A 13439-nucleotide genomic window follows, 5' to 3' on the forward strand; every position below is an offset into this window, starting at 1 on the left:
TGGTGGCGTCTGCCGCAGTGTGAGTGTCGTCCTTCGGGAGTTTGGACTCCGGCTCGGATGACGCGTGGGCTGTTGCTCGCGCTTCAGCATCTGCTTTCAATCGGCAAATTCGACAACAGTAGACGGGACCTTCGGATTGATGCGAGGGGTGCCCCTCTTTAGAGGGATTTTCGGATGTCTCGTGGTCTGGATTGTTGCTCATGGCGTGGGTATTGGTGCCGTCCCTTATTATGCTGTCCAAACCCTGATACTGCGCGGCGCAATCGAGAGGGCCAGAATCGAACGAGAACGGCGGGGCGTTCGTTGGCGTGCGTTTTGTCGTTTCTCAGGCGGAGGCGGTGTAGCCAGCGTCTTCGACGGCTTTGACGAGTGCTTTGATGTCAGCATCGCCATCGACGCTCGCCTGTTCGGCCTCTCGATCGGCGTTCGCGTCGGTTACGCCGCTCACTTCTCGAAGCGCGTCTTCGACTGTCTGTACACAGTGGCCGCAGGTCATTCCCTCGACAGTGATGGTTTGCGTCATACACTCAGTACATACGAGAGGGATATCTTTGTCAGTTTCTGCTTCGAATCCAAAGTCTATCTTGGAAGTGAAATGGCATACGAAGCCCAACGCTGGGAAACAATATTGTAATTCGGGATACCTACAGATAGATATGAGGGCGTCACAGAAAGGTTGACACACCAGTGAGCGGGGAGTGGCAAATGGAACATGAGCGCCACAACCCCGCAGAATCATCCTTCGTTCGAAGAGCTATTCAAAGACGTGGATACGGTACCGTTGGCGTTGTTCGAGCATCTTGACCTCTCGTTCTTGGAGGAGTTCCCCGTGTTCGCCCCCGACCCGTGGGGGCGAACACGGGAACACGAAGCACCAGAACTGTTCAAGGGAGTGCTCTACTGCTTCAGCCGAGACATCTACGGCGTCAAAGCGGTCACCAGAGAACTCCACGATGAGCTGATCTGGCGACAGTGTGGGTTCGAAAGTGCTCCGTCCTACCAGTCGATTCATCGGTTCTTCACGGATTTCGCGTTAGTCGCCGAGGATGCATTTAGCAAGCTCGACAACGCCTTCCGAATCGATTCGACAGATGTGCAGGCTCATCCCGACGATGACGACGCTACGTGGAACTATGACCCAACGGCTGAATCAGACGACACAGAGAACGAAGATGACGAGGACGAAGACGAGGAGAATGACGAAGATGAGGACAGTTACTACTACGGCTACGGCTGTCTGATCGTCTCGACAGGGTCGAAACTTCCGATTGCAGCGGCCTTTACACAGCAAAAACAGGTCGACACGCCGATTTGGATGCTCGGTGATGGGAGCTTTGACATGCTTGGGTGGCACGACGACCTCGTTGACGAGGCCGTCGTGCCGGTGGCTCCGTACAACCCGAGAAACACCAACGATCCACTCGATATCGAGTACAGGATCGAAGACCGCATCGAGAACCACGCTGACGACATTCACCTGAAGCAATCAGTGTTAGAAGAGACGTACAATCGCCGGACACAAGTCGAACGAACGAATGGTGCAAGCAAAGACTGCGGCCTCGGGACGCCGCGCGTCCGAGGCCGCGTCCACGTGAAGACGCATGTGTTTCTGGCCCTCTGCTTGCGGCTGGCGATTGCCATCGCCAATTACGAACGAGGTGCCAACCCCGGAAAGACCTCAGTCGAGGTGTGACAATGATTCTGTGACCCCCTCATTACTCCTCAACTGATTGACGATGTGTCGCGAGCTGTCCGATTCGACCGGACATGCGAGCGGAGCTATCCAGCTGTCGCCTCGAACACGATCCCAACAGAACGCAATCGCTCTCGGTACGCCAGCCGAGAACGGATTCGGTTGCGGTGCTCGCTCGCTAGTCGACGAAAGTACTGACCACTACGACGAAATCAGCCACACCGGGCCCGATTTCGAGGCTTCGGATTTATGTATGCCGCCTACCTTATCATTAGTGAGGTGACTAGACACACGTGTCCACAAGAGAAGCCGACGGGTCATTAATTCGAATCATCGTCATCGTACTTGCAGTGCTGCTTTTCTTCCCGATGTTGATGATGGTGTTCGCGTTCCCGCTGATGGGGATGCTGGGGTGGTGGGGCGGCGTCGGCCCAGGAGGGCTCTCGCCGCTGTGGGGCATCGGGATGATGCTCGTGTGGCTCCTCATCCTCGTCGGGATCGGGTACGTCCTCTATCGAGCTGTCGCACGCGGTTCATTCGGCGTTGATGACCGCGCCTTGGAAGAACTTCGTGTTGCGTACGCCCGTGGCAACCTCTCCGATGAGGAGTACGAACAACGACGGGAGGCTCTCGAACAATCGAAATAAGACGAGGAAACACTTCCTGATCTCCGTACCCATCGTACCATCTCCGATGCTCTAGATGGGGTAACGCTACGGGCCGCTTCTAGCGCGTCCTCGCGGTAAGGACGGGCATTGGAGCAGTTGTTACCACTTTCTCGGCAACACTGCCAAGTAACATTTTGTCGAGACCGGATCGCCCACGAGTCCCCATCGCGATCAGATCGATGTCGTGATCGGATGCATAGTCTACGATAGTTCTTGAAGGAACCCCCTCTTCGATGGACGTGACTACGTCAAGCTCCGCGTCTCGTGCTTGCGTGGTGATTCGCTTCGTTGCACGCTCACCCTGGGTCTGTAATTTCGATTCGATACCCTGCCATCTCCCTGTCGGATACGGCGTATAGGTTCGACTGTCGACGACGTAGAGGACATGGACCGTCGCACCAAAGGTCTGTGCGATGTCGAGTCCCTGTTCAACAGCTCGCCGTTCGCCTTTGCTTCCGTCGGTCGGAAGCAGGATATTCTTGTACGTGGGTTCTGCCGGTGACGTGGGTGCCTCTTCTGCATCGTTTGTAGGGAGTCTGGCAGTCAGAACGGGTCTTCGTGCTCGTCGGACAACTCTGTGTGCCACACTCCCGAGTAAGGTTCGCTCGAGTCCGGTCCGACCGTGGGTTCCCATCGTGATTAGGTCGATATCGTGTTGGTCTGCATACTCCAGAATTGCTTCGGACGGGTATCCTCTGCGAACGTCGCTCACGACCTCTACCCCGTACGCTGTCGCCCGTTCGATCACGCTCTCGACCGCCTCCTCGGCTTCTTTTTTGACTGCCTCCTCGAAACTCGTCGCGAAGCTATCGAGGTGGAACGTTCGTGAGTCGATAATAGATATCGCATGAGCGGTCGCGTCGTAGGCTCGAGCAAGGCCGAGCCCGTGTTCGATTGCCGTTGCAGTCGCTTGACTACCATCCGTAGGGATGAGAATCGACCCGTACATATGTCGACGTAGGCGGGCAGGAGACTAAGCCTTATTGTAGGCTATCGATCCGTTGGGCGAAGACGACGAGACCCCGGGTAGGGACACGGACGAACCAGAGGAAGCGAGCGATCTGTTTACAGATTTCAAGGAGAATGCCCCCGAGGCGGTTCACGGCTTCGTCGACTATCACGACTCAATTGTTGTGTACTCCCAGTGGTCAGTATATGTGTCGTAAATCCGTCGGAGTGTTGCCGGACGGCAAATGAGGCGGGCGCAGAGAAGAGGATGCTCGATGAGTCTGTCGAGGACAATCCGAGGGCCTCGGTCAGCAGCTTCGACATCAATTCCAGACACTGCATCGAGAACAGAACCGAGTAACGAAACGTCACCGGACTCGAGGAGCTCTCGAACCACGTGGGCGAGAAGGTACTCACCACGCATCAGTCGATGGAGTTGGGTAGGGTACTCGTTGAGGCGATCCTCAGCGGCAAGTTTGACCATGAGGTACGACGAGTGGACAGCCTGTGAGATACCTTTCCCCGAGAATCGATTCGCAATTCCGGCGGCGTCGCCGACTCGCACGGTGTTATACTCCGGGAGGAACAACCGACTCGGGTTTAGACTCGGGCCCTGTGGGATGATGGCGATGTTCGTTTGTTCGCGTGTCGGGGTTGGAAATCCATTGCGCTCGCAAGCGGCATGGAACGCAGACATATAGTCGTCTGGAAGATCGCGCTGTCCCCACCCAATCCCGACGTTTGCTCGTTGGGGCGTCTTTGGAAACGCCCAGACATATCCGAGATAGTTCTCGAAGACGATGTATGAATCCGGATACAGCTGAGAGAAGTCGCCCTTGACATCTGCGTTGAGGGCGGTCATGTGGCCGGCGTATTCGTGTGTTCGTCCAGTGACCTTACTCGTGATCGAAGGTTGGCCAGTCGCATCGACGAGGAGATCATGCTCTGCAGCCAACGACAGGTATTCAGATTTCGTCACGGACTGACCTGTTGTAATAGCCACTCCTTCCCGAGACAACTGTTCTGCCCACTGCCGTTCAACGACGTTTCGGTCCGTCACGTACCCTTCCGCGGTGGGAAACGACCCTTCTCCGGCGAGATGTCGTTCGGCGCGGGTACTCGTGTAAATCTGGATGTTGAATGTCGTCTCACCATTTAAAAATCCGTTCTCGGTGGATTTTTCCAATGGAATCATCGACCCGGCGGTCATCGCCTCGCCGCAGTTCACCCGTTTGTCCGCGTATAACTGCCGTTCATACAGGTCGACGTCGTAGCCAAGGGTGTGTAGTGCATGAGCCGCAGCTAAGCCACTCATCGCACCGCCAATAATGGCTGCCGACCGGTCGCTACAGTCAGGTTGCTCAGATAGGCCTGGAAAGTGAGCAGCACCATCAAGGAAGGGATCTCGTCGCTTCGAACTATCTATCTGTGACATGCGAAGATCCTCCCAGGATAGTACAATCCTCGCACTCAAAATATATGTGGCTTGGCACCGATTGTCGCCGGTATGGGTAAAGAGCATCAGGTACGGGAGTCAGATCGGGAACAGGTTGGATTCTGGGGCGCTGTTGACGAACGGCTTGGTCTGTCCGGCCTCGCCTACCCCGTCCCTGAACACGCAAACTCACTTCCCTATATGCTTGGAGGAATTACCCTCTTTGGATTTGTCGTCCTCATCGCGACGGGGGTTCTCATGGCGCAGTTTTACGACCCGAATCCCGCGACAGCTCATCAAAGCGTCATTTACCTCATCACGCAGGTTCCCTTCGGGGATTTCCTGCGGAGCGTTCACTTCTGGACCGCCAACCTCGTGATGGTTACCGTCATTCTCCACGTGAGCCGAGTGTTCGCAACAGCGAGCTACAAGCGCCCCCGTGAGGCGAACTGGCTGATCGGTCTCGGTCTCTTGGCCGTCACACTCGGCTTCATATTCACTGGAACCGTGCTGAAATGGGATCAGGAAGCTGTCGAAGCACTGGCGCACAACATCGAGATTGCAGAACTGCTCGGTCTCTGGGGGACGTGGTTCAGTGGCGAGTTCTCCCTCAGCGTTCCATTGCTTACCCGGCTGTATATCGGCCATATAACAGTACTCCCGGCCATCTTCACTGTGCTCATCATCGCTCACCTGTATCTGATCAAGATGCACGGAATCTCTGAGGAGGCGACCGAAGACGCAACTGCTGGTCCACCAACCAGCGGTGGTACAGGCCGTTTCACCACCCACCTGGTGCGGATGACCGGCTATGGACTGCTATTGTTCGTTGTCACCGGCTTTCTCGCACTGCTCCGCCCAGCCCCACTGGGAATGGAGGGCGTGCCAGGAGCCGAGGTGACCAAACCACCGTGGATGTTCCTCCCGTTCTACCCGCTAGAAGACGTCGCTGGAATCCAGGGACTGTTCTGGGGGGCAGTCGTGCTGTTCGGACTACTCGCACTCGTCCCATTCGTCGACCGGAGTACGTGGCGCTCGCCACGCAGGCGCAGATGGGTCGTCGGCGCAGGGGCAGTACTGCTCGTCGTGTTGATCGCTCTCGGTCTGTTCGCGTGGGTGAACCAACCAGCTGAACACCTGATGGGATAACACAATGCACCTAGTCACTCGAAATTTCTTCGTACTGATCGGACTCGCGACGCTCGCCTCGGGCGGGCTGTGGCAGCAAGCGGTTGCCTTCGACGCAGGGCCGCTCTCACCATTCGGAAGTGCCCTTGCGCTTGTGAGTCTCGTCGTGCTCCTGGCGTCGCTCCTCGGCGCAATCCGTATCCTGTACAAGACCGCCCCGTCCAACCGTCCAACCCCTGATTCCCAGGTGGAGGAAACCGATGCGTAAGTTTACCCCTGAATCCACTCGCACCCACCTGAGCATCGTACTACTCGTAATCACCCTCGTCGTGAGCTTGTTGTCCGGTCCAGTACTGGCACACGGTGAGGCGTCAATCAGCGTCTCCCCGACTGCGGTCGCACCGGGTGGGACAGTCACCCTCACCGGCGAGGAACTAGAAGCGGGCGAGAATTTCACGATCACATTGAGCGGCATCGCTTTCGAGCGAGCACTCGGAACGGTGGCCGTCGAAGAGGAGGGTTTCGAGCAATCGTTCGAAATCCCAGATGATGCACCGCCCGGAACCTATCGGGTACGGGCGACGAGCGAAGAAGGAGAGGTATTGACGACCGAATTAACGATTCAAGGGGGTGCGGAACCGGGCGAGCGAACGCCATCTGACGAGCTGATGGACCTCGACCGGTCTAGGTCCCCCACAGAGCTAGCAATCATCGGTGGACTGTTGATCGCGAGCCTCATCGCCGGAGTGGTGTTGATTCGACAGGAGTAGGATAGCACTCTCCCTGTCGGAGGAATCTACTGATTGAGGGATTCGTTGGCGCTTAAGTTGCTGGCGTGGATACATGGCTAGTGTGGAATACGTCGATGTGGCTATCGTCGGTGGGGGACCTGCTGGGTCAGCAGCCGCGCATGCGAGCGCGAGCCGTGGTGCCTGTACCCTCGTGCTCGAGAAGGGTGTCCCGCGAGCGGATCGCGCCGGTCTTGGCCCTGATTCGACCGATGCCGGAGGTATTCTGGATTACTGGGTAGATATTATGGGAATCCACCCCGATGAGATTCCCGTCGGCATCGTTCAACAGAAACTCGACAGCGCAACGTTCATCGGCCCGAACACCACGTGCATAGTGTCCAATACCCGTATTGACTCCTCTTACGACCACTTTGGCTACACTTTTCATCGGACCAGGTTCGATGATTGGATGCGTGAGCGTGCAGAAGCGGCCGGTGCCGAGTATTGGGTGGGAGCCCGTGTTCGTAACGTCCAGACGGACCCAGATACCCGGCCAACCGACAACCGGCCGAGACACGTCCTAACAGTCGACAGCGAGACGACGGTCGGTGCTGACTTCCTCATTCTCGCCGATGGCCCCCAACGATCGATCACCAACAGCGTACTCGACAGTTACCTCCCTGAGAACGTACGTGCCAGCGACCGCCTCGCCTCACCACGTGTGAACCACATCGCCTATCAGGAGTACCGTCGCGTCCCTGAAGCCGTGTTCGAGACACTTCGGAACACCATCACGTTCTGGTGGGGGGTCCTTCCTGGCCGGACTGCGTACCCGTGGATCTTCCCCAACCGAGACCGCATCTGTCGGGTCGGGCTGACGATGCCCATTGGCCTCGACATTGCCTCAGTCGAGAATCGTGACCAGTACGAACTGCTCCGTCCAGAGGACGACCACATTCCAACGGGCGGGACGTACATTCGCCGGCTGCTAGAGTGGCAGTACGGCGATGAGTACGACATCGAGCGCGACTTTCCGCTGGTGAAAACTGCTGGCAAATCCGACGGTACAGAAACGTATCCGATCTCCTCGACGCGACCGATTGACTCACCCGTCTCCGCAGGCATCGCGGTCACGGGCTGTGCGATGGGGGCGACGAGCGCCTTTCACGAGGGCGGCGATCACGTCGCCGTCAGAACGGGCCGCATCGCGGGGGAGCTCGCCGCGACGGGCGACCTCTCGACGTACAACGATCGATGGAAGGAGGCCATCGGCGACGAAGTGCTGCGAAACGTGACGGCTGCCGACCTCGTAGAGTCGTATGGTCCACTCGACTGGGATCACATCCTCGGTGCCGTGGACGCGCTACTTGCTTCTGAGGCCGGAGGGAACATCCGGGCGCAGACGGTTACGGCCAGCTGGGACGTGACGAAATTGGTGTTCAAATACTGGAGGCGGAAGTGGCGGATTCAGCGTCGTGGATACGTGCAAATCCACGAAAGCGAGTACACCGTATGACACCGGCTCAGGCACGCCGTGGTGTGAAAATGATCACGAGTGACATGGCGAGCAGAATCACGACGAACAGCCCTGCGACGACCAACTGTAGGCTCGCGGATGCTTCTGATCTCGCTCCGGGGTGGATTTCACCCCCCGTATTCTGACCGAACTCGTAGATTGTGTTGGTCGAAGCTGTCGTATCAGGTGTACCCCTTGCTTTGGTGACGTCGTGGGAATCGGCAGCGAAGGCATGTGCGAAGAACCCCGTCAGTCGGTCTCCACTGTCCGGCGAGCCGATTGCCTGTCGAGGAATCGTAACCGTGACGCGATTCGCGTCGAAGTCCGATTGGGCAGTAGTCTCCCGAACGGGATTCCAGTACCCACTGTCACCCTGGCTGACCCAGACATCGACTCGCCCGTCCGTCGATCCGTCCGAGTGAAGGACACCGCTTGCGTGATACAACGTCCCTTGATTGGCTGGCCCGAGTTCGGGCTGAATGCCTCTCGGCTGCGCCTGAACGGTGAAATGAAGGTGGTAGTAATAGTCGACTTGTTCAGCGGGAGTGAGGTCTGCGACTTGCATCGTGAATTTGATTCTCTGACTCGTCTCGTCGTGGAGCCACGCCTTCGTGATGTCCAAGGATGGCGTAGCAACGTCACCTGCTGCATCAGTGACCTCAGGGTTGTTCTCGGAACCGGCACTCACGATCTCGGAGCCCAGAGCACCGGCTCCAAAGACGACGAGGACGACAGCGACGAAGGAGAGCATTTTCTGAGTCGTCATGGGGGGTGTAGATACGTGAATTTCATCGTGAACCTTCTGTTCGCCTATTCGATCGCACAACGTGGAATGTATCGAACTACGGTGATCCCTACAACGACAGACGAGATATTATAGCCTACGTTCTTGCGAGACTCACAACAAGTCGAAAAGTGAGGGTTTGGCCTTGACCATTTATTTCAACCAAATCCACTCCGAGGCTCTCTACTCCGAATTTCACTCGTCCTCGGATGCTGTGGATTGCCGCCGCTTCCAACTGATCTTATGAAGCTCGATCGCAACCAGCAGCGTGAGCGCGACGCCCCCGAGCACGACCCACGTCTCCAGCGCCACCGGGGCCGTCCCGAGGACGGCCTGCCCAAGGGGAAGATACATCGCTGCGAGGTGGATCAGGAATGCAGCAGTCGTCCCCATCAGCAGGATCGGACTTTTTAGTGGGGAGAGCCGAAACACCGACTTCGTCTCGGAGCGGGCGTTCCCGATATGGACGATCTCGAAAAGGACGATCAGCAACAGGAGGTGGTTCCGTGCGGTCTCTTCGGCCCATCCCTGGCCGATCATCCACCAGAACGCCCCGAAGCCGACGATGCCGATCACTGCAGCTGCGATCAATGTTCGCTCGATCATCAGCTGGTCGAAGATGCGCTCCGTCGGAGACCGCGGCGGCCGCTGGAGTACGTCGTCCTCCTTTGGTTCGAACGCGAGGGCAACGTCCTGAATCCCGTTCGTGACGAGATTCAGCCACAGAATCTGTGCTGGCAGGAGTGGGAGGGGCAAGCCCGCTGCCAGTGCTAGGAGTACGAGGACGACCTCGCCGGCGCCGGTCGACACGAGGAGGTAGATGACCTTGCGGATGTTGTCGTAGGCGACGCGTCCCTGCTCGATCCCGCCGACGATCGTCGCGAAGTTGTCGTCACTGATGACGAGCTCGGCCGCGTCACGAGCGACATCGGTTCCCATGCGGCCCATTGCGATGCCGATGTTCGCCTGCCGGAGTGCCGGCGCGTCGTTGACGCCGTCACCAGTCACAGCGACGAAGTGCCCGACCGACCGTGCGGCCTCGACGATCTGGAGCTTCTGTTCCGGCGAGACGCGGGCAAAGACGCGAATCTGCTGGATCACCTCCCGCAACGAGTCAGCATCGATATCGACCAGGTCCGCACCTGTCATGACCTCGTCCGGATCCTCGGCCATTCCGAGCTCCCGTGCGATTGCCAGGGCCGTCTCGGGATGATCACCGGTGACCATCGTGACGGTGATGCCCGCCGTTCCAGCAGCAGCGATCGCCTCTTTCACGCCGGGTCGGAGCGGATCGATCATGCCGAGAAAGCCCAGGAACGTCAGTCCCGACGGCTCCGGTGGCGGGGCTTCCGGATCTAGTTCCCCGTCGATAGTGCCTTCGGCGACGACGAGCACGCGGTAGCCGTCTCTGGCCAGCTCCGTTGCCCGTGCCTGGAGTTCGGCGTTGCTTTCGTCCGCAGTCGAGGTATCACACATCTCCAGGACCCGCTCGGGAGCCCCTTTGACGAACACCCGCGTCGAGCCATCTTCCTCGTGGAAGGTCGCGGAGAACCGATACTCCGGCTCGAACGGGATCTCATCAACCTGCGGGTATTTCTGCAGCACCGTGTCTCGATCCCACCCGAGTTTCTGCCCGAGCGCGAGAAACGCGATGTCGGTCGGATCGCCACGCCACGTCCACTCATCGTTCCGACGGGAGAGCCGCCCCTCGTTACAGAGGACTGCAGCACGGGCGACCCGTGCGAGATCGTCTTCGAGTTCGGGATCCGGGGACTGGGAATCTTGGAGGACCTGTCCCTCGGGTGTGTATCCTTCACCGGTGACCTCGAATGACGTTCCGTCCGGAAGTTGTACTCGCTTGACGGTCAACTCGTTCGCCGTCAGCGTCCCCGTCTTGTCCGTCGCGATCATCGTGCAGCTACCAAGTCCTTCGACGGCCACGAGCCGCCGAACGATGACGCCCACCTTCGCCATCCGGCGGCTCGCCGCCCCCAGCGCGACGGTCATGGCGACCGGGAGTCCCTCGGGGATGGCCGAGACGGCGAGTGCGACTGCGAACAGGAACATCTCGAAGGCGTCGTACTGGCGGACGAAGATCCCGAGGAGTGCTGCGACGATGGCCGCAACGAGGACCGTGGCCCCGACGACGCGAGTGAACCGCTCCATTCGGACGATGAGCGGGGGTTTCCCGCCTTCGACGGCCGTGACGTCTTCGGCGAGCCGACCGACGACGGTCTCCGCGCCCGTTTCGACGACGACCCCGCGACCCCGGCCACGATTGACGACCGTTCCCGCGTACGCCATGTTCCGACGGTCGCCGAGCGGGACTGTCCCATCTACCGACCACGACTCGTCTTTCAACACAGGCGCTGACTCGCCAGTCAGTGCCGACTCGTCAATTTCGAGGCCGTGTGTGGAGAGCAGACGGACGTCCGCGGGAACCCTGTAGCCCGACTCCAGCAGGACAACGTCACCGGGAACCACGTCTTCGCCATCGATTTCGCGCGTCTCCCCGTCACGGACGACGGTCGCACGGGTGCGGAGCAGCTGCTGGAGCGCCTGGCTACTCCGCTCGGCCTGCCACTCCTGTACGCCGCCGATGATCGCGTTCAGGAGCAGGACGGCCACGATGAAACCACTATCAGTGACTTCGCCGATCGCAAAGGAGACGATCGCTGCGATAGCCAAGATGTAGATGAGTGGGTTCTGGAACTGATGGAGTCCGATCTGCCACCACGTCCGGGGTTTCGCCCTCGGTAATCGGTTCGGACCGTATTCCTCGCGTCGCCGCATTACGTCCTCTGAGGTGAGTCCGTCAGCAGTTGCATCGACTTCCGCAGAGACGGCTTCGCGAGACATCGAATACCAGAGAGCAGAATCTGAAGCGGCGGTCATGGAATCGATGTGTGTCAGAGGTCGGCATAAGTGAACTTAATCTTAATTGAGGGTGCTAAGCCTCCCCTCCCTTCCCCTCCCCTCACCGAGTACCAAAGCGCGAGTGGGGAGGGAACACAGCACCCGCACGGTTTGTTTCCGTGTGTAAGGGAAATAGCGTGCGTAGTCGAGAACCGCTGGGTCTACGTCGGATGTATGTTTCGACACAGGAACAGAAAACCCTGTCCTCAATAAGCGAGGGGCGAGTAGCCTTGAGCGCGGTCGGGCGGGGGAGTTCACGAACTCACCTCCCGTCACCAAGCCAGGCGGTCAGTTCTTCAACCGACCCCGTCAGATACGCAGTTCCCCAGACTGCGACGATGAGTCCACCGATGATGTCGAAGACAAGATCAAGCATTGTATCCCGCAATCCATACTGGATGAGTACACCCTCGATTGCAAGGGCCGCAGCAAGTCGTCCTGCGAGGAATTCGAGAACCTCCCAGAAAACGCCCGCAGCGACGACGAACAGCAGGATAAACACGAATACCACCCGCGGTGGAATCCAAACGTCCGCGGTGTGTTCGCTAATGGCCCGCATCGTCGTGTACCCAATTGCAGCGACGACTGAGGAGGAAAGCGCGTGGGCGAGGTTGTCCCACCACCAAATCGCTTGGTAGGGACCGAGCGCCCCGATTGCGTGAACGGAAACGGCAGTAGTGATCCAAAGGACGAGCCCCGGATCCATGGAAAGCTGGTAGTCACGTTCGAGGATGGACGGGAGCTGTGTAACGACGAGTGCAAGCACGCTGTTAACGATAATGCTCAGGTTGCCACGAGCCAAGCCAACAAAAAAGACACCGATGAGCAATACCTGCAAGAGTCGAACGAACTGCCGTTCGCGTTGCTCGGAGATCCCAATACGATCTCGGAGTCTCACTCGGGGTCGGGCTGACTCGACTGTTGTGTGTTGTGGACGAAAGCCAGGACAACAGCGCCGATACAATTCGGTGATTCGACGGAAATATAGCGTGAACAAGACTCCGCTCCCAACACCAGCAACCGTCGCTCCAGTGAAGTGTATCATGAGCGTTCGTAAATCCGGGATGAACAGTGTTCCGAAAACCCCGTCGGACAGCCACTGTACAACTGCCCAAAGACCTGCCGTCGCCAACGTCGTGACGACGACGAACGAGACCGCAAACCAGTCAGTCATTCGAACTGCTGTGAACACGTGCAGTTCCACCGCAATGATGAGCGCGAGCGCTGCAATCGAGAGATGGGAGAGGAGCAGTTCCGTCGACCCACCGATGTTAAACGCTCGACCGGTAAGTGGGAGCGTAGCGAGCAACAGAACTTCCCACGGCGGCATGACCGTTCCTTGTCGAAACGCGAGGGGAGGGACGACGGCAACTGCAACGATCATCGTTGCGAACCCTGCCCACAAGAGATCACCCTCGAGTACACTGCCACCAGCGATAACGCCCACCCATCCCAAGAGAATCCACGACGTTGTGGCATTTACCCGAGCATTCCGGAGGACAGCACCCACCTTTCCAGCCTGATCCATACACAGGATGCTCCCAGGAGCGATATTGGTCTTTTCATTTCAGTTATCGTAAGCTCGAAACGTTCTCACGATAGTGGTACGAAAGGCCAAGC

Annotated in this window: 11 protein-coding genes; 5 read left to right on the plus strand and 6 right to left on the minus strand. The window is 58.3% G+C overall.

Annotated elements, in window-relative coordinates; genetic code table 11:
- Window positions 1-325: 325 nt before the first annotated feature.
- Window positions 326-523 (minus strand): heavy metal-associated domain-containing protein, encoded by a 198-nt coding sequence (locus tag NDI65_RS21465; protein ID WP_310894339.1) that lies wholly within the window; start codon window positions 521-523, stop codon window positions 326-328.
- Between the two features lie 189 nt (window positions 524-712).
- On the opposite strand from NDI65_RS21465, the gene NDI65_RS21470 reads away from it, so the two are divergent.
- Entirely contained in the window at window positions 713-1693 is a 981-nt protein-coding gene (locus tag NDI65_RS21470; RefSeq protein ID WP_310894340.1) for a transposase, read from the plus strand.
- 293 nt (window positions 1694-1986) lie between these two features.
- Window positions 1987-2340 (plus strand): hypothetical protein, encoded by a 354-nt coding sequence (locus NDI65_RS21475; protein WP_310894341.1) that lies wholly within the window; start codon window positions 1987-1989, stop codon window positions 2338-2340.
- A gap of 79 nt (window positions 2341-2419) precedes the next feature.
- On the opposite strand, the gene NDI65_RS21480 is transcribed toward NDI65_RS21475, so the two are convergent.
- Together NDI65_RS21480 and NDI65_RS21485 are read right to left on the minus strand one after the other, a co-directional pair.
- The gene (locus NDI65_RS21480) at window positions 2420-3310 is read right to left on the minus strand and encodes a universal stress protein (RefSeq protein ID WP_310894342.1); all 891 of its coding nucleotides are present in this window, start codon (window positions 3308-3310) and stop codon (window positions 2420-2422) included.
- Window positions 3311-3478: 168 nt separating this feature from the next.
- A complete protein-coding gene (locus NDI65_RS21485) occupies window positions 3479-4744 on the minus strand; it encodes an NAD(P)/FAD-dependent oxidoreductase (RefSeq protein ID WP_310894343.1) in 1266 nt (421 codons plus the stop codon).
- Window positions 4745-4816: 72 nt separating this feature from the next.
- On the opposite strand from NDI65_RS21485, the gene NDI65_RS21490 reads away from it, so the two are divergent.
- The 3 genes from NDI65_RS21490 to NDI65_RS21500 all read left to right on the plus strand — a co-directional run bounded on the left by NDI65_RS21490 (window position 4817) and on the right by NDI65_RS21500 (window position 8119).
- Window positions 4817-5893, plus strand: coding sequence for a cytochrome bc complex cytochrome b subunit (locus tag NDI65_RS21490; protein WP_310894344.1), 1077 nt, complete (start codon window positions 4817-4819; stop codon window positions 5891-5893).
- A gap of 239 nt (window positions 5894-6132) precedes the next feature.
- The gene (locus NDI65_RS21495) at window positions 6133-6642 is read left to right on the plus strand and encodes a hypothetical protein (RefSeq protein ID WP_310894345.1); all 510 of its coding nucleotides are present in this window, start codon (window positions 6133-6135) and stop codon (window positions 6640-6642) included.
- Between the two features lie 82 nt (window positions 6643-6724).
- Window positions 6725-8119 carry an NAD(P)/FAD-dependent oxidoreductase gene (locus NDI65_RS21500; protein WP_310894346.1) on the plus strand — a complete coding sequence of 465 codons (1395 nt, stop codon included), beginning with the start codon at window positions 6725-6727 and terminating at the stop codon, window positions 8117-8119.
- 7 nt (window positions 8120-8126) lie between these two features.
- Here the strand turns inward: NDI65_RS21500 and NDI65_RS21505 are convergent, their stop codons facing one another.
- The 3 genes from NDI65_RS21505 to NDI65_RS21515 all read right to left on the minus strand — a co-directional run bounded on the left by NDI65_RS21505 (window position 8127) and on the right by NDI65_RS21515 (window position 13347).
- Window positions 8127-8885 carry a hypothetical protein gene (locus NDI65_RS21505; RefSeq protein WP_310894347.1) on the minus strand — a complete coding sequence of 253 codons (759 nt, stop codon included), beginning with the start codon at window positions 8883-8885 and terminating at the stop codon, window positions 8127-8129.
- Between the two features lie 213 nt (window positions 8886-9098).
- Window positions 9099-11798, minus strand: a complete 2700-nt coding sequence (locus NDI65_RS21510; protein ID WP_310894348.1) for an HAD-IC family P-type ATPase — start codon at window positions 11796-11798, stop codon at window positions 9099-9101.
- Window positions 11799-12081: 283 nt separating this feature from the next.
- Window positions 12082-13347, minus strand: a complete 1266-nt coding sequence (locus tag NDI65_RS21515) for a hypothetical protein (RefSeq protein ID WP_310894349.1) — start codon at window positions 13345-13347, stop codon at window positions 12082-12084.
- Window positions 13348-13439 lie beyond the last annotated feature (92 nt).

This window comes from Haloferax sp. S2CR25, assembly GCF_031624535.1.
GTDB lineage: Archaea > Halobacteriota > Halobacteria > Halobacteriales > Haloferacaceae > Haloferax > Haloferax massiliensis.

Excerpts from the sequence above, each read along its gene's own strand:
- NDI65_RS21465 (WP_310894339.1), bottom strand. The coding sequence starts at position 523 with ATGACGCAAACCATCACTGTCGAGGGAATGACCTGCGGCCACTGTGTA.
- NDI65_RS21470 (WP_310894340.1), top strand. The coding sequence starts at position 713 with ATGAGCGCCACAACCCCGCAGAATCATCCTTCGTTCGAAGAGCTATTC.
- NDI65_RS21480 (WP_310894342.1), bottom strand. The coding sequence starts at position 3,310 with ATGTACGGGTCGATTCTCATCCCTACGGATGGTAGTCAAGCGACTGCA.
- NDI65_RS21485 (WP_310894343.1), bottom strand. The coding sequence starts at position 4,744 with ATGTCACAGATAGATAGTTCGAAGCGACGAGATCCCTTCCTTGATGGT.
- NDI65_RS21490 (WP_310894344.1), top strand. The coding sequence starts at position 4,817 with ATGGGTAAAGAGCATCAGGTACGGGAGTCAGATCGGGAACAGGTTGGA.
- NDI65_RS21495 (WP_310894345.1), top strand. The coding sequence starts at position 6,133 with ATGCGTAAGTTTACCCCTGAATCCACTCGCACCCACCTGAGCATCGTA.
- NDI65_RS21505 (WP_310894347.1), bottom strand. The coding sequence starts at position 8,885 with ATGACGACTCAGAAAATGCTCTCCTTCGTCGCTGTCGTCCTCGTCGTC.
- NDI65_RS21510 (WP_310894348.1), bottom strand. The coding sequence starts at position 11,798 with ATGACCGCCGCTTCAGATTCTGCTCTCTGGTATTCGATGTCTCGCGAA.
- NDI65_RS21515 (WP_310894349.1), bottom strand. The coding sequence starts at position 13,347 with ATGGATCAGGCTGGAAAGGTGGGTGCTGTCCTCCGGAATGCTCGGGTA.